Here is a 15,592-nt window from a genome sequence, read left to right on the forward strand (position 1 = left end):
CGAACTGCCCGGGTGCCCTTTTCGAATGGGGGTTCCAAGGGGGTTTCGCCCCTTGGTGGGAGGGGTGCAGGGGAGGGCAACGCCCTCCCTGCCGGGGTCCGGGGCGGAGCCCCGCTCAGCGCCCCGTCCAGCGCGCCGGCCGCTTCGCCAGGAAGGCGTCGACCCCCTCGCGGAAGTCGTCGCTGGTGAAGCACATCGTCACCAGGTCGTCGCCCTTCACGTTGCGCATCGCCGCCCGCAGCCGGCGCATCGCCTCCTTGGTCGCGCGCAGCGTCAGCGGCGCGTGCCCCGCCACCGTCCGCGCCAGCTCCTCGGCCCGCGGCATCAGCTCCTCCAGCGGCACCACGGCGGAGAGCAGGCCGATCGCCTTCGCCTCCTCCGCCTCCACCAGCCGCGCCGTGAAGACGAGGTCGAGCACCCGCGCCGGGCCGATCAGCGCCGCCAGCCGCCCGTAATTCGCCATCGACAGGCAATTCCCCAGCGTCTTGGCGATGGGGAAGCCGAAGCGCGCATTGGCCGCGCCGATGCGCAGGTCGCACACCGCGGCGATGGCCGCCCCGCCGCCGGTGCAGGCCCCGGCGATGGCGGCGATGGTTGGCTTCGGGCAGTTCTCCAGCGCCACCAGGATGCGGTCGATCCGCGATTCGTAGGCCAGCGCGTCCTCGGGCGAGGAGAAGGCGCGGAATTGCGAGATGTCGGTGCCCGCCGCGAAGGCCTTCTCGCCGGCGCCGGTCAGCAGCAGCACCTTCACCGCCGGGTCGTCGGCGGCACCGTTCGCGATCTCGGCCAGGCGCTCGTACATGGCGAAGGTCAGCGCGTTGCGCGCCTGCGGCCGGTTCAGCGTGACGCGGCCGATGCCGTCGCGCACCTCGTAGAGCAGTTCCTCGGTCATGCCGGTCCTCCCGTGTCGTGTCCGTCTTCCCGGCAGTCGAGGGCAAGACCTCCCGATAGGCAAGACGGGGCGGGGCAAGACGGGGCAAGGCAAGGCGGGGCGAGGCGCAAGACAGGACGAGGCGGCCCGGCCGGCCTTGCGCCGGGGGCTCCGGCTGCCGACCTTCAGGGCAACCCGGCGGCGCGCCACGAGCCGCCGCCCGGGGCGGATCGCCGGCAGGCGGGCCGGCCGCAGGCGGGGCGTCGTGCCGGAACCTTCCGGCGCGGCACGCCGTCGGCGGCGCCGGCCCGGCGGCGTGAATCCGCCCCGCAACCCTTCGGCCATGGCGGCCCGGCGGCCCGACGGGACCGCTTCCGGCATGGCCGCGCCGATACCGGAAGCTCCCATGCCCCCCTTCTCGATCCTCGACCTCGCGCCCGTGCCGCTGGGCCAGACCCCCGGCGACGCGCTGCGCCGCGCCCGCGCGCTGGCGCAGCACGCCGAGCGCCTGGGCTACCGCCGCTACTGGCTGGCCGAGCACCACAACATGACCGGCATCGCCAGCGCCGCCACCGCCGTCGCCATCGGCTACGTGGCGGAAGGGACCAGCACGATCCGCGTCGGCTCGGGCGGCATCATGCTGCCCAACCACTCGCCGCTGGTGATCGCCGAGCAGTTCGGCACGCTGGAATCGCTCTACCCGGGCCGCATCGACCTCGGCCTCGGCCGCGCCCCGGGGACGGACATGCGCACCCTGCGCGCGCTGCGCCGCGACCCCGCCGCCGCCGAGCACTTCCCGCAGGACGTGCTGGAGCTGCAGGCGCTGTTCGGCCCGGTGCAGCCGGGCCAGGCGATCCGTGCCGTGCCGGGGGCGGGGCTGGAGGTGCCGCTCTGGATCCTCGGCTCCTCGCTGTTCGGCGCGCAGCTCGCGGCGGTGCTGGGGCTGCCCTACGCCTTCGCCTCGCACTTCGCGCCGGACGCGCTGGAGCCGGCGCTGGAGACCTATCGCCGCCACTTCAAGCCCGGCAAGCAGCTGCAGAAGCCCTACGCCATGGCCGGCGTGAACGTGGTGGTGGCGGATACCGACGCCGAGGCGCGGCGCCTCTTCACCTCGGCGCAGCAGAGCTTCACCAACCTGGTGCGCAACGCGCGCGGCCTGCTGCCGCCGCCGATCGACGACATCGAGACCTACTGGTCGCCGGCCGAGAAGGCGCAGGCTTCCGGCATGCTCGCCTGCTCCTTCGTCGGCGCGCCGGAGACGGTGCGGGCGGGGCTCGCGGAATTCACGGCGCGGACGGGGGTGGACGAGCTGATGGTGGTCTCGGCCATCCACGACCAGCAGGCGCGGCTGCGCTCCTACGAGCTGCTGGCGGGGCTGCGGGGCGCGGCCGGCCCCGGCGCCTGAGCGGCAGGCGCCGCACGGCACGGTTCCGCCACGCCGGCCGGTGCGGGCCGTGCCAATGGGGCGTGCCGGTGCCGGCGGGACGCGGCGACGCGGCCGCCGGCGGGCCGCCCTACCGGGCCGCCGCCGGCGGCGTGCCGACCGTGATGCGGACGAGGTCGTGTACGCCCCGTCCGCCGCGCTTCTCGCCCGGCACGGCGAGGCGCAGATGCGCCGGGTCGAGCGGCCGGCCGTCCACGCGCAGCGCGAGCAGCACCGGCTGGTTGCCGAATTCCGGCGCGATCTCGCCCAGCGCCAGGACCGCCGTGTAGCCGTCGCTTCCCGTCAGCACCACGATCTGGCGCACCTGCTCGCGCACCGCGGCCGGATCGACCGCGCCGGCCTCGACGAGGACCGACCAGAGCAGCGGCCCCTCGGCGGTCCGGGAGGCGGTGCCGTGACCGGCCGGCAACGGCGCCGACACCGCCGGCAGCGCGGCCAGCGCCGCCGGCGTCAGGACCCGCGTCGGGCCGCCTTCGCGGCCGACCGCGATGCCGGCCGCCGCCGCTTCCGGCGCGGCCGGCGCCGCGCCGCCCACCTGCTGGCTGCCCACCTGCTGGCTGCCCACCTGCTGGCTGCCCACCTGCTGGCTGTGGGACGGCACGGGCGCGAGCCAGGCCAGGACGCCGAGCAGGGCGCCGGCCAGCCTCGCGGCGGGGCGGAAGGGCGGCCGCATCGCGCGGGCGGGCCTCACCCCTTCGCCTGCCGCGCCTTCTCCTCGCGGCGGCGGCGGGTGAGGATCGCCTCGGTGTAGCCGTTCGGCTCCTTCGTGCCCTGAAAGATCAGGTCGCAGGCGGCCTGGAAGGCGATGGAGCCGGCGAAGTCCGGCGCCATGGGCCTGTAGAGCGGGTCGCCCGCGTTCTGGCGGTCCACCACGGCGGCCATGCGCTCCAGCGTCTCGCGCACCTGCGCCTCGGTGCAGACGCCGTGGCGCAGCCAGTTGGCGATGTGCTGGGAGGAGATGCGCAGCGTCGCGCGGTCCTCCATCAGCCCGACATCGTGGATGTCGGGCACCTTGGAGCAGCCGACGCCCTGGTCGATCCAGCGCACCACGTAGCCGAGGATGCCCTGGGCGTTGTTGTCCAGCTCCGCCTTCACGTCGGCCGGCGCGAAATTGGTGTTGGCGGCCAGCGGCACGGTCAGGATGTCGGAGAGCTTCGCGCGCTTGCCGCCTTTCGCGATCTCCTCCTGCCGGGCCGCGACGTCCACCTCGTGGTAGTGCAGCGCGTGCAGCGTGGCGGCGGTGGGGGAGGGGACCCAGGCGGTGTTGGCGCCCGCCTTCGGGTGGCCGACCTTCTGCTGCAGCATCGCCGCCATGGCGTCGGGCGCGGCCCACATGCCCTTGCCGATCTGCGCCCGGCCACGCAGGCCGCAGGCGAGGCCGACATCGACGTTGTTCTCCTCGTAGGCCTTGATCCAGGGCTGGTTGCGCATCTCCTCCTTGCGCACCACCGGGCCGGCTTCCATGTCGGTGTGGATCTCGTCGCCGGTGCGGTCGAGGAAGCCGGTGTTGATGAAGGCCACGCGGTCCTTCGCGGCCCGGATGCAGGCGGCGAGGTTGACGGTGGTCCGCCGCTCCTCGTCCATGATGCCCATCTTGAGCGTGTTGGGCGCGAGGCCGAGGGCCTCCTCGACGCGGCCGAACAGCTCGTTCGCCCAGGCCACCTCGTCCGGCCCGTGCATCTTGGGCTTGACGATGTAGACCGAGCCGGTGCGGCTGTTCCTGTCCTTCCGCGTGCCACGCAGGTCGTGGATCGCGATCGCCGAGGTGACGAGCGCGTCGATCATCGTCTCCGGCACCTCGGCGCCGTCCAGCGTGACGATGTCGGTCATCATGTGGTGGCCGACGTTGCGCACCAGCAGCACGGCGCGGCCGGGCAGGGTGAGCTCGCCGCCGGCGGGCTTCGTCCAGCTGCGGTCCGGCTCCAGCCGGCGGGTCATGCTGCGCCCGCCCTTCTCGAAGGTGTCCGCGAGGTCGCCCTTCATCAGGCCGAGCCAGTTGCGGTAGGCCAGCACCTTGTCCTCGGCATCCACCGCGGCGATGGAATCCTCGAAGTCGATGATGGTGCTGAGCGCGGCCTCGACCACGATGTCGGCGACGCCGGCGGCGTCCGTCTTCCCGATCGGGTGGGCGTGGTCGACGCGGATGTCGAGGTGCAGCCCGTTGTGCGCGAGCAGGATCGAGGACGGGGCGGCCGCCTCGCCCTGGTAGCCGACGAGCTGCGCCGGATCGGCCAGCCCCGCCGCGCCGCCGCCCTTCAGCGCGACCGAGAGGGCGCCGTCCGCGACCTTGTAGGCCGTGGCGTCGGCGTGCGAGGCGCCGCCGGCCAGCGGTGCGGCACGGTCGAGCAGGGCCCGGCCATAGGCGATCACCTTCTCGCCGCGCTTCGGGTTGAAGCCCTTGCCGCGTTCGGCGCCGTCCGCCTCGGGGATCGCGTCGGTGCCGTAGAGCGCGTCGTACAGGCTGCCCCAGCGGGCATTCGCGGCGTTCAGCGCGTAGCGCGCGTTGGTGATCGGCACCACGAGCTGCGGTCCGGCCTGGCGGGCGATCTCGGGATCGACATTCGCCGTGGCGGCGGCGAATTCCGGCGGCTCGGGCAGCTTGTAGCCGATCTCCTCGAGGAAGCGCGTGTAGGCGGCGACGTCGATCGGCCGGGCCGGGTTCGCACGGTGCCAGTCGTCGATCTTCGCCTGCAGCGCGTCGCGGTGGGCGAGCAGCGCGGCGTTGCGGGGGGCGAGGTCGCGCAGGATGGATTCCATCGCCGACCAGAAGCGGGCCGGCTCGACGCCGGTGCCCGGCAGCGCCTCGGTGTCGATGAAGTTCCGCAGCACCGGCGCGACGCCGAGGCTCCCTTTCTCGTCTGCCATGGGCAAGCACCCTCTCCAGGCCACGCCCGGAGCCAACGGGCCCGGGACCGCATCGGCTCGTCTTTAGGTGCAATCGGATGGCCGGTGAAGGGGCGGCGGCGGGGCCGCGAACGCAAGTGCCCGGGAGCGGCCCTGCCGGCGGCCGGGCATCCGGCGGCGGAGTGCCGGGCAGCGGACGCGGGGGTGCCGATGCCGGGAGAGGGTAACGGGGGGGTAAGGCGCGGGGACGTGGCCCCGGCCGGCCGTGTCGGTCAGCGCCGGCCCTGGCAGCGCCGGCCCTGGGCGGGCCGGCGGGCGTGGCGGCCGATCAGACGGCGCCCTTGCGCTGCACGACGACGACCGCCGTGCGGGCCAGGATGTGCAGGTCCTTGCGCAGCGAGGGGTTGTCGACATAGGCGACGTCCAGCGCCACGCGGGTGGCGTAGGTGGTGTCGCTGCGGCCGCTCACCTGCCACAGCCCGGTGATGCCGGGGCGGACCTGCTTGTAGGCGTGGGCGGCGGGACCGTAGTGGCCGTCCAGCTCCTTCTGCACGACCGGGCGGGGCCCGACCAGGCTCATCTCGCCGCGCAGGACGTTGATCAGCTGCGGCAGCTCGTCGAGGCTGGTGGCGCGCAGGATGCGGCCGATCCGGGTGACGCGCGGGTCGTTCCGGAGCTTCTGGGTGGCTTCCCATTCGGCGCGCGCCGCGGGGTCGGTGCGCAGCAGCTCGGCGAGGATGCGGTCCCCGTCGGGGCGCATGCTGCGGAACTTCAGGCAGCCGAAGTAGCGGCCGCCGCGCCCGATGCGGCGATGGGCGAAGAAGATCGGCCCGCGATCCTCGGCCCAGATCAGCAGCGCGATCAGCAGGAAGGCCGGCGACGCGGCCAGCAGCAGCAGGCCCGCCGAACCGACATCGAAGCCGCGCTTGAGGAGAGGCCGCAACCGGTGGCGCAGACCCGTCCTGGACAGACCGAGGCCCGGTCCGACCAGCGTCGACTTCTCCGCATCCGGAAGTTGTTGAGGCTGGAGGAACATGCTGAATGCTCGCTCTACAGGTACGGTGAAAAGGTTTTCAGCGGCTTTCCTGGACGATGCCAAGGCAATGCACTTTATAGTTGCATGAGGTTTATTGAATCCACTCTTCAGTGGGCGATCGATGATCGAGGCATCGTGTGAGCGTGGCGGCCCTGGCGGCAACCAGGGGACTCCCCGATGTCTGCTGCGCCGCAGCATCGTCGTTATCGCATCAGTATTCAAGTAATTTAGTGCGGCGTTAGCACTTCCCCCCGTCACCCTTGCCGGACGCAGGGGAGCATAGCCGGCTTTCTGCCGCACTGCACAAAAACGTGCCCGGTCTCCGGACGACAGGAAGGGCCGCCAGGAGGGGCGATTGTGACGTGACGTGAAAAGTACGAAATCGTACAAAGAGGCTTGGCGCGTTTCCCGGCCCGAGGCGCCGGTCGGGATGCGCGCACCCCGCGAGACATGCCCGCGTCAGGTCAGGACCGCCCGACATGGACACCTTCCAGGCCTGCAGCCCCGTCGGCCATGCGCTCGGCGCCAACGGGGAATTGCCGGAAGGGCTCGGCCTGCTGCCGGTGCGGCCGCGCACCATGGTGGAGCAGGCGGCCCAGGCCATCCTCGCCGCCGCCGCCCGCGGCACCTTCCTGCCGGGCGACCGGCTGGTCGAGGCCGAGATCGCCCGCGACCTCGGCATCAGCCGCGTGCCGGTGCGCGAGGCGCTCCGGCAACTGGAGAGCCAGGGCATCCTCGTCAACGCACCCTACAAGGGCATGCGCCTCACGCCTGTGACGAATCGCACCGCCCGGAACCTGATCCGGGTGCGCCAGTCGATCGAGACGCTCGCCATCGCCGAGACCGTCGCGCACGGCGCCGAGGAGGCGCTGGACGGGATGCGTGCCTCGCTGCCCTCGCTGCGCGCGGCGGTGGCGGACGGCGACCGGGGCCGGCTCGGCGAGGCGGAGCGGGAGTTCCACCACCAGCTCTGCGCCGCCGCGGACAATCCGATCCTGCTCCGGGTCTGGCGGGGGCTCGGACACCAGATGCTGCTGCTGTGGGGCCTCATCCACGCCGAGATCGATCCCGCGACGCTGGCGGAGAACGCCGCCGCCGTGCTGGCGCGCATGGAGGCGGGCGATGCCCCGGGGGCCAGCCGGCTGCTGGTGCGGCACCTGGAAACGCAGATCGATCACGATTTCGAGGCGGCGCTGGCGCGGCGCCGGCAGGAGCGACGGCGCTAGAGCGGATCGCCGTCGGGCGGACACGCCCGGCGGCGTGAATCCGCGCCGAGAACAACGAGCTACAGCGAACCGCAGTCCCAATCGGACTGCGGTTCGCTGTAGAGCCGTTCCGGCCTGACCGTATCGGGCCGGAACGGCTCCAGCTCTTTGGTTTCTCGCATTTTCCGGGTCGCTGGGTGAGCGCACTCGGCCTGAGAATGCTCTGGCCTTTGATCCGGCGCGTTTTCCGAGCCGCCGGGCGCGTGCGCTCGGCCCGGGAATGCTTCGGGGCGTGTCGGCGGAGGGCGGGCGGCACGGGAACAGCGGAATCCGGTGCGCCGCGGTCCCGACCGGATGGCGGTGCGCCGCCATCGGCGCGCGTCCGACGCCCGGATGCGGGCCGGGCGGCGACGTGCGATGACAGGCGCCGCGGCGCCCCGGCCGATCCGCGGGCCCGCGCCGCCGACCTGACGAGGAGCCACCCACGATGCACGCCGCGCTGCCCCCCGTGATCACCCAGAACTGGCGGGTCGCGAAGCCCGCCGCACGCGGCCGGCGGGGCGTGGTGGTGACGCAGGCGGCGCCCGCCGCCGAGGCTGGCCTCGCCATGCTGGAGGCGGGCGGCACCGCCGCCGACGCGGCCGTGGCCGCCGCCTTCGCCCTCGCCGCGATGGAGCCGTGGAACAGCGGCCTCGGCGGTATCGGCTTCGCGCAGGTGCAGGCGCCGGGCGCGGCGGCCGAGACGCTGGATTTCGGCCCGGTGGCGCCCGCCGGGCTCGACCCCGCCGCCTTCCCGCTGACCGGGCGCGACCGGCAGGAGCTGTTCACCTGGCCGGAGGTGGAGGGCGACCGCAACATCCACGGCCCGCTCTCCCCGGTGATCCCCTCCGCCGTCGCCGGCTATGCCCTGCTGCATGAGCGGCACGGCCGGCTGCCGCTGCGCGAGGTGCTCGCCCCCGCCGTGGCGCTGGCCCGGCGCGGCCTGCCGGCGGACTGGTTCACCACCCTGAAGGTCGCCGCCTCCGCGTCGCTGCTGCGCCTCTACCCCGAGAGCGCGCGGATCTACCTGCCGAACGGGCTGCCGCCGACCGCGCCCTACAGCGGCACGCCCGGCTGCTTCGTCCTCGGCCGCCTGCCGGATACGCTGGAGCGGCTGCGGGAGGCCGGGCTGCGCGACTTCTACGAGGGCGAGGTGGCGGCGGCGATGGTGGCCGACCTGCGCGAGGCGGGCGGGGTGATCGGCGCGGCCGACCTCGCCGGCTGCCGCGCCCGCGTGCTGCCGGCGCTGACCGTGGACTGGCGCGGCCGGCAGGTGCATCTCGCCAACGGCCTGACCGCGGCGCCGACGCTGCGCCGCGTGCTCGCCGCCACCGAGGCGGCGCCCTTCGACGGCGAGGAGCCCGGGCCCGCCTGGTACGCCGCCGCCGCCGTCGCGCTGCGCGAGGCCTACGTGGAGCGGCTCGGCGATGCCGGGCCGGGCGATGCCGGGCCGGGTGACGCCGGGTCGGGCGATTCCGGTGGCGACGGGCGGGAGCCGGCCGATGGCTGCACCACGCACCTCTCGGTGGTGGATGCGGAGGGCATGGCGGTGGCGATGACCACCACGCTGCTCTCCTCGATGGGCAGTCGCCTGGTGCTGCCGCGTTCCGGCGTGCTGCTGAACAACGGCGTGATGTGGTTCGACCCGCGCCCCGGCCGCCCGAACTCGATCGCGCCGGGGCGGCGGCCACTGACCAACATGTGCCCCGTGATCGCCTCGCGCGAAGGCGGCGCGGCGGCCGAGATCGTCTGCGGCGCCTCCGGCGGGCGGCGGATCATGGCGGCGGTGTTCCAGATGCTCGCCTTCGTCGGCGGCTTCGGCATGGACCTCGAGCGGGCCGCGCATCATCCGCGGATCGACGTCTCCGGCCCCGACCGGATCGGCGCCGACCGGCGTCTGCCCGAGCCCGTGCTGGCGGCGCTGCGCGAGGCGGGCCCGGTGGACGTGGTCGAGCACGGCGTGCTGCCGATCAATTTCGCCTGCCCGAACCTGATCCGCCTCGCCCCGGATGGCGGGCGCGTCGGCATCAGCGACGTGATGTCGCCCTGGAGCGCCGGGCTGGCGCAGGCCTGATGCGCCACGCCGGCCCGGCCCGCGGCGGTCGCGCGGCATCCGGGCGGCGCCGCCCGCGCCGCGCCGGCCGTCGGAGCGGGGCCGGCAGGGCGCACCGTTCCGTTAACGCCGGATGCGAATTCACGATTATTGACGCCCGGCAACGCTTCGCCCGGCGCTTCTAACGCGCCCTGTCCGCGCATCTGCCGCAGCATCGGCCCATGGCGGCTGGATGACGGCGCCGCCCCGGGCGGCGGCTCCGGCTTCGGAAGGGCAGGGCAGGATGTACAGCATCATGAAAGGGCGCATGGCACCCGGTTGCGGCGCGGAAGGGATCTTCGTCGACGTCTCGGCGGACCGCGAGTGCAGCGTGGTGCTGATGGAGCATGGCGGCCAGCTGGCCTCCGGCCTGACGCCGTTCTGCGACTACCTCCAGCTCGAGATCGAGTCGGTGCGCAACGGCGCCGGCCTGGAGCTGGCGCTGCAGGTGCTGCGGCCGGTGGCGGTGGTGGCCGAGGTCGGGTCGGACCTGCGCCGCATCAGCGAGGTGATCGAGACGGTCGCGCGCCATGACCGGAGCCTGCCGCTGCTGCTGGTGATGGTGGACCAGCCAGACACGCGCGGCACCGCGCTCGCCGCCGGGCGGCAGTGGCAGCTCGCCACGCTGAGCACCGTGGCCAGCAACGCCGCGGCGAGCCGGATGATGGACTTCCTGGCGGATGCGGGGCGGGTGGCCGGGATCTGGAGCGACTGATCCGGGCGGGAGCGATGTCGCGCCGCGCCGGATCGGGGATGGACGCTGCGGGGCGGCGCCCGTCCGGCCGGGGCGGCGGCGCGGCACGGCAGGCGCCCGGCGTCATGACGCCGCGGCGACCGCGCCGCTGAAGGGGCAGGCGCCGCGGCGTCGGCGGCGCGCGGCCACGGCGTAGCGGCCCGGCACGGCATCCGGCTCCAGGTTCGGCACCACGATGTTGGCGTGGAATTCGGACCATTCCGCCTCGCCCATGCCGGCGAGGTCGGGCACCACCGCCATGCGCCGCATCGTCTCCTCGTGATAGGCGGCGCGCGGCAGGGGCTGGGCCTGCAGCAGCGGGTAGTCGGCGCGCAGCCGGACGGGGGAGTCGGTCCGGGTCAGGCGCAGGTTGGTGAAGAGCGGGCCGAACCAGTGGTCGGTCTCGACGATGCCCTCGAAGGGCACGCAGCCGCCCTGTGGCGGCAGGTTGGCGGGGGCGCGCAGCAGCAGGCTCCAGCCGGGCTGGCTGCGGGCCAGCAGGCCGGTCCAGACCTGCACCACGCCGGGCTCGGGCAGCGCCGTCAGGAAGGGCGGCGCGCAGCCGCGCAGATGCGGCGGGGCGGCGGCGTCGAAGCGGTCGCTGAAATGCGGGAATTGCGCGGCCGAGAGCGGCAGCCAGTCGTCCAGCTCGTCATAGGTCCAGAAGATCTCCTCGCCGTCCCACAGCAGGCTGAGGTCGAGCGGCGCGAAGAGGTGCCAGCCGAAGCCGGCGGCGCTGGTCACCGCGTCGCAGTAGCGCGTCGCGCGGGTCGGCAGGGTGCCGGCCGCGGAGCGGTCGGCGGGCTGCGGCGGCAGCACCGATTCCACGGCGCGGAAGAAGGTGACGAGCGGCTGGCCGGGGTCGGGCATCGCGTGGTTCCAGCGTCCTCGGGGTGCGTGGCGGGGCGGCTTCGGCGGGCCCGGACCACGGGGCGTGGCGGGATGGGGCGCCGCCCCGGCCGGTAGGGAGCCGGTAGTAGGGCGGCGGCCGGCGGCTGGCCTTGCGGCCTCCCACGGGTGGTGCCGTCGCCGCCCGACGGGCAGGGCGGTGGGCCGTCAGGCGGCGCGGGCGATCCGTGGGAGGCCTGTCGGCGGCGTCGTTCAGCCGCGACGCAGGCTGTTCGCGCGGAAGCCGCCGCCGAGGCGGATGCGGCCCTGATCGGCCACCGCCGCCGGCACCGTCGGGCGCTTGGCCGGCTTGAAGCCGCCGCCGAGGCGGATGCGGCCGCGATCGGCCACGGTGGCGGGCTGGGCCGGGCGGGGGAGGCTGGCGGGCTTGGCGACGGAGGGGAGCGGATGGGTCACGGCGTCGTCCTTGTCCTGGGGGGGTTGGTCCCGGCACCGCACCGTGGGGCTGCCACGGGGCGTGGATGGGGGCGTGGGCGGGTGCCGGGCTCCGGCTGGGCCGGCGGGCGGTGTCGGTTCGCTGCCGACCTGGACAGAGTGTCAGGTCTTCGTTCCTCCGTCAAGATATATTTCCTATCAATCTTTCGATCTAGGACTTTCCTCTGAATCCCGGAATCGCCGGATCGTTGCGAAAAATCTCAACCAGGGATTGCCAGCGCTTCCGGCGGATTGCATGCTTTGTGCAATCATGCACATCGGTCCCGCCTCGATCGCCTGTTCCGCCGTCACCTCGGCCCGGTTCGGCGCGGCCCCGCCCAAGGGACAGGAGACGCGCCTGCATCTCGCCCTGCTCGGCGAGATGCAGGCGCGCGATGCCGCCGGCCGTTCCGTGCTGCCGCGCGGGCGCAAGGCCCGCGCCCTGCTGGCGATCCTCGCGATCGAGGGCGCCCGCGTCCCGCGCGACCGCCTGACCGGCCTGCTCTGGAGCCGGCGCGGCCGCGCCCAGGCGCGCGGCTCGCTGCGCCAGGCGGTGCACGAGCTGCAGGGCGCGCTGGCGCGCCTCGGCGGCGGGCTGCTGCTGGCCGAGCGCGACCATCTCGGCCTCGCCGCGGCGGCGGTGGCGGTGGACGTGCGGGCCCTCGCCACGGTGGACTTCGCCCAGCCCGTCCTGCCGTCCGGGCTGGACGCGCCGCTGCTCGGCGACCTCGTCGGCCTCGATCCCGCCTTCGAGGAATGGCGCGAGGCCGAGCAGGACCGGCTGCGCGCCGGCCTTGCCAGCCATGCCGAGATGGCCGCCGGCGAGGGCAAGGCGCCCGAGGCGGTGCTCGCCGTGGCGGAGCGCCTGCTCGGCCGCGATCCGGGTCTGGAGCCGGCCTGGCGCGCGGCGCTCGGCGTGCATCTCGGGCGCGGCGAGCGCGACGCGGCGACCGTGGTGGCGCGCCGCTGCCGGGTGGCGCTGCAGGAGGTCGGCCGCCGCCCGGACGCCGCGACCGCCGCGCTGCTCGACCGCCTGCTGCCGCGCGACGAACCCTACATGCTGGAGGGAGGCCGGGCCGGCCGGGACGGCCGCCCGACCCTCGGCGTGCTGCCCTTCCGCTGCCTGCCCGGGAGCAGCCCGGCAGGCGGGCCGGCGGGCGAGCCGGGGCAGGACGAGGGGCTGGGCGAGGGGCTGGCCGAGGAGATCACCACCGCGCTGTCGCGCTTCCGCTGGATCTCGCTGGTGCCCGGCGCGGCCCTGGCGCCGCTGGCCCTGGCGCCGCCGGGCGATCCGGCCTGGATGCGCCTCGGGCTCGACCTGCTGCTCACCGGCATGGTCCAGCGCAGCGAGTCGGGCCTGCGCGTCACCGTGCGCCTGCTGGACCTGCGCGCCGGCGGCGCCGTGGTCTGGACCCGCCGCTTCGACCGGCCGGACGGGGACCCGCTCGCGGTGCAGGACGCCGTGGCCGCCGCCACCGCGGCCCAGCTCGACCCGGAGCTGCTGCTGCACGAGGCGCGGCGGGCCGAGGCGGGGCTCGCCGGCAGCGGCGCCTGGAGCCTGCTGCTGCGCGCCATCGCCGCCGTGTACCGGCTGGACCAGGGGCGGGAGCGCTACGTCGAGGCCGGCTCGCTCTTCGCCGCCGCGGTGGCGGCCGATCCCACCTGCGGCGCCGCGCATGCCTGGTGGGCCTACTGGCACCTGCTGCTGGTCGGGCAGGGCTGGGCCGCGGACCCGGCGCGCTCGATGCGCGAGGCCGGCGCGCTGGCCGAGCGCGGCATCATGCTGGACCCGCTGGACGCGCGCGCCACCACCATCGCCGGCCATGTCTACGCCTTCCTCGGCCACCGCGTCGCCGAGGCGATCGCGCTGCACCAGCGCGCCCTGGTGCAGAACCCCAACCTGCCGCTCGCCTGGGTGTTCTCGGGCTTCGCCCTCTCCTACGCCGGCGAGCACGAGGAGGCGCTGCGGCGTATCCGCCACGGCCGCGCGCTCTCGCCCGACGACCCGCACAGCTTCTTCTTCGAGCACGCCGAGATGCTGCCGCTGCTGCTCTCGGGCGACCATGCGGGGGTGGTGGCGCTCGGCCGGCAGGCGCTGCTGCTCAACCCCAATCTCAGCTCGACGCTGAAGGGCTATCTCGCGGCGTGCGGGCTGGCCGGGCTGCCGGAGGAGGCGGCGCGGGTCCGGGAAAGGCTGCTGGCGCTGGAGCCCGGCTTCGGCGTCGGGGAGGCGCTTCGGCGCTCGGCGCTGCAGCGCGACGAGGACCTGGATCTGTACGCCCGCGGGTTGCGTCTCGCCGGGCTGCCGGACTGAGAGCGTGTGGCCTGAAACAATGCGTTGGAATATTTCATCGGGCGGCGGCCGGGGCATGAACGCCACAACTATGAATAAATCCCTATAGCGCTTTCTCGCGGCCCATGCCCCGGCATGGCCTCCGGGTATCGCCGCGGGCTTGCGCCGGCAGCCGTGGTGGCAGGACCGGGCACGGCGATGCAGCCCCTTCCCGCCGGCCGCGCCGCTCTCCCGCCCCCGCGCCGCGGCCGCTCCTTCTTCCCCGGCCCGCATGTGTGCCCACATGGGTGCCCGGCGGCACCCCGCTCTGATAGCCTGTCCCGTCCGTTCGCCAACCTCCGCGAGAAGCGGCGGGTCGCCGGCGGCGAGGGTCCTTTCGGCGCCGGCTCCGTTGCCCGGCGGCGGCGCGACCAGGGGCCGGGGCTCTCGCGGTGCCCCGCGAACAGGGAGAGGCGTGCCGATGGTGCCTGCGCGTGGACTGGTGGCGATCGCCGCGCTCCTGGCCCTGCTGCTCCTGCCCGCCGGGCCGGCGCTTGCCCAGGCATACCCCGACCGGGCGCCGGTCCCCGCCCCGGGGCGGGAACTCGTGATCGGCACGAAGGTCGCCGCGCCCTTCGCCATGCATGCCGATGGCGGCGGCTGGCAGGGCATCAGCATCGACCTGTGGCGCCGCGTCGCCGAGCGGCTGGGGCTGCGTTACCGGATCGTCGAGTACGACACGGTGCAGGCGCTGCTCGATGCCATCACCAGCCATCAGGTGGATGCGGCGGTCTCCGCGCTGACCGTCACCGCCGCGCGGCGGGAGGCGATGGATTTCACCCAGCCCTTCTACGCGACGGGGCTCGGCGTCGCCGTGGCGCCCGGCTCGGCGGGCTGGCTGCCGGTGCTGCGGGCCTTCGGCTCCTTCGGCTTCCTCCAGGCGGTGCTGACGCTGCTCGGCATCGCCGTCACGGTGGGGGTGCTGATCTGGCTGTTCGAGCGCCGGCACAACGAGCCCTATGGCGGCCCGCCGCTGCGCGGGCTGGTGGCGGGGCTGTGGTGGTCGGCGGTCGCGATGACCCAGGCCGGCGCCGCCTTCGACGGGCCGAAGACCGTGCCCGGCCGCATCCTGGCGGCGGTCTGGATGGTCGCCTCGGTGGTCACCATCGCCGTGTTCATCGCCGGCATCACCTCGGCGCTGACCACGCAGCGCCTGCAGGGGCTGGTGCGCAACGCCAACGACCTGCGCTCGGTGCGGGTGGGCGCCGTGAGCGGCTCCTCCACCGTGGAGTTCCTCGACGCGCAGCGGATCGGCCATCGCGGCTTCACGGACGCGCCGGAGGGGCTGCGCGCGCTGCGGGACGGGCGGATCGACGCCTTCGTCTACGACCGGCCGCTGCTCGCCTACATGCTGCACCAGGACTTCCCCGGCCTGCAGCTCCTCGGCATCAGCCTCGACAGCCAGAGCTACGCCATCGCCCTGCCCGGTGACGACGCGCTGCGCGCGCGGCTCGACGTCGCGATGCTGGAGACGCTGCGCAGCCCGTGGTGGCAGGACACGCTGTTCCGCTATCTCGGCCCGAACGGCGGCGAGGGCAGTGCCGGGGCGGCCCAGTAGGCGAAAAGGCCCGGCGGCAGGCACCGCGCCGGGCGAGGCGGCCGGACGCCGCGCCCGTTTCCCGCCGGCGCCCGCCGCGAACCGCTCTCCAGGCCGCCCGCGGCGTTGACCGGTG

General features: G+C 74.4%; 12 protein-coding genes. 6 read left to right on the top strand and 6 right to left on the bottom strand.

The window, feature by feature from the left end:
• Positions 1–115: 115 nt before the first annotated feature.
• On the bottom strand, positions 116–892 hold the full coding sequence (locus M0638_RS10050) for an enoyl-CoA hydratase/isomerase family protein (RefSeq protein WP_248666846.1): 777 nt from the start codon (positions 890–892) through the stop codon (positions 116–118).
• A gap of 385 nt (positions 893–1,277) precedes the next feature.
• Here M0638_RS10050 and M0638_RS10055 point away from each other — a divergent pair, with 385 nt between their 5' ends.
• Entirely contained in the window at positions 1,278–2,276 is a 999-nt protein-coding gene (locus tag M0638_RS10055) for an LLM class flavin-dependent oxidoreductase (RefSeq protein ID WP_248666847.1), read from the top strand.
• 109 nt (positions 2,277–2,385) lie between these two features.
• Here the strand turns inward: M0638_RS10055 and M0638_RS10060 are convergent, their stop codons facing one another.
• The 3 genes from M0638_RS10060 to M0638_RS10070 form a co-directional block, all read right to left on the bottom strand.
• Positions 2,386–3,006, bottom strand: a complete 621-nt coding sequence (locus M0638_RS10060) for a molybdopterin-binding protein (protein ID WP_248666848.1) — start codon at positions 3,004–3,006, stop codon at positions 2,386–2,388.
• Complete coding sequence (locus tag M0638_RS10065; protein WP_248666849.1) at positions 3,003–5,180, bottom strand: malate synthase G; 2,178 nt, start codon at positions 5,178–5,180, stop codon at positions 3,003–3,005. Before M0638_RS10065 ends, M0638_RS10060 begins: the two co-directional genes overlap by 4 nt.
• A gap of 307 nt (positions 5,181–5,487) precedes the next feature.
• Positions 5,488–6,102 carry a sugar transferase gene (locus M0638_RS10070; RefSeq protein WP_248666850.1) on the bottom strand — a complete coding sequence of 205 codons (615 nt, stop codon included), beginning with the start codon at positions 6,100–6,102 and terminating at the stop codon, positions 5,488–5,490.
• Between the two features lie 572 nt (positions 6,103–6,674).
• On the opposite strand from M0638_RS10070, the gene M0638_RS10075 reads away from it, so the two are divergent.
• From M0638_RS10075 to M0638_RS10085, 3 genes are all read left to right on the top strand, one after another.
• Positions 6,675–7,421: a GntR family transcriptional regulator gene (locus tag M0638_RS10075; protein WP_248666851.1), complete on the top strand. Its 747-nt coding sequence runs from the start codon at positions 6,675–6,677 to the stop codon at positions 7,419–7,421.
• 466 nt (positions 7,422–7,887) lie between these two features.
• On the top strand, positions 7,888–9,513 hold the full coding sequence (locus M0638_RS10080) for a gamma-glutamyltransferase (RefSeq protein ID WP_248666852.1): 1,626 nt from the start codon (positions 7,888–7,890) through the stop codon (positions 9,511–9,513).
• 286 nt (positions 9,514–9,799) lie between these two features.
• The gene (locus tag M0638_RS10085; protein ID WP_248666853.1) at positions 9,800–10,246 is read left to right on the top strand and encodes a hypothetical protein; all 447 of its coding nucleotides are present in this window, start codon (positions 9,800–9,802) and stop codon (positions 10,244–10,246) included.
• A gap of 102 nt (positions 10,247–10,348) precedes the next feature.
• Here M0638_RS10085 and M0638_RS10090 read toward each other — a convergent pair whose 3' ends face one another.
• Together M0638_RS10090 and M0638_RS10095 are read right to left on the bottom strand one after the other, a co-directional pair.
• Complete coding sequence (locus tag M0638_RS10090; protein WP_248666854.1) at positions 10,349–11,134, bottom strand: DUF6065 family protein; 786 nt, start codon at positions 11,132–11,134, stop codon at positions 10,349–10,351.
• A 231-nt stretch (positions 11,135–11,365) separates the two neighbouring features.
• Positions 11,366–11,569: a hypothetical protein gene (locus M0638_RS10095; protein ID WP_248666855.1), complete on the bottom strand. Its 204-nt coding sequence runs from the start codon at positions 11,567–11,569 to the stop codon at positions 11,366–11,368.
• Between the two features lie 289 nt (positions 11,570–11,858).
• Between M0638_RS10095 and M0638_RS10100 the strand changes: the two genes are divergently transcribed.
• Both M0638_RS10100 and M0638_RS10105 read left to right on the top strand, forming a co-directional pair.
• Positions 11,859–13,901, top strand: a complete 2,043-nt coding sequence (locus M0638_RS10100; RefSeq protein WP_248666856.1) for a hypothetical protein — start codon at positions 11,859–11,861, stop codon at positions 13,899–13,901.
• 439 nt (positions 13,902–14,340) lie between these two features.
• Positions 14,341–15,477: a transporter substrate-binding domain-containing protein gene (locus tag M0638_RS10105; protein ID WP_248666857.1), complete on the top strand. Its 1,137-nt coding sequence runs from the start codon at positions 14,341–14,343 to the stop codon at positions 15,475–15,477.
• Positions 15,478–15,592: the final 115 nt, after the last annotated feature.

Source organism: Roseomonas acroporae (assembly GCF_023223525.1).
Taxonomy (GTDB): domain Bacteria; phylum Pseudomonadota; class Alphaproteobacteria; order Acetobacterales; family Acetobacteraceae; genus Roseomonas_E; species Roseomonas_E acroporae.

Bases quoted from the DNA above. Each gene is read 5' to 3' on its own strand.
- M0638_RS10050 (WP_248666846.1), bottom strand. From the start codon at position 892: ATGACCGAGGAACTGCTCTACGAGGTGCGCGACGGCATCGGCCGCGTC.
- M0638_RS10055 (WP_248666847.1), top strand. From the start codon at position 1,278: ATGCCCCCCTTCTCGATCCTCGACCTCGCGCCCGTGCCGCTGGGCCAG.
- M0638_RS10065 (WP_248666849.1), bottom strand. From the start codon at position 5,180: ATGGCAGACGAGAAAGGGAGCCTCGGCGTCGCGCCGGTGCTGCGGAAC.
- M0638_RS10075 (WP_248666851.1), top strand. From the start codon at position 6,675: ATGGACACCTTCCAGGCCTGCAGCCCCGTCGGCCATGCGCTCGGCGCC.
- M0638_RS10080 (WP_248666852.1), top strand. From the start codon at position 7,888: ATGCACGCCGCGCTGCCCCCCGTGATCACCCAGAACTGGCGGGTCGCG.
- M0638_RS10085 (WP_248666853.1), top strand. From the start codon at position 9,800: ATGGCACCCGGTTGCGGCGCGGAAGGGATCTTCGTCGACGTCTCGGCG.
- M0638_RS10090 (WP_248666854.1), bottom strand. From the start codon at position 11,134: ATGCCCGACCCCGGCCAGCCGCTCGTCACCTTCTTCCGCGCCGTGGAA.
- M0638_RS10100 (WP_248666856.1), top strand. From the start codon at position 11,859: ATGCACATCGGTCCCGCCTCGATCGCCTGTTCCGCCGTCACCTCGGCC.
- M0638_RS10105 (WP_248666857.1), top strand. From the start codon at position 14,341: ATGGTGCCTGCGCGTGGACTGGTGGCGATCGCCGCGCTCCTGGCCCTG.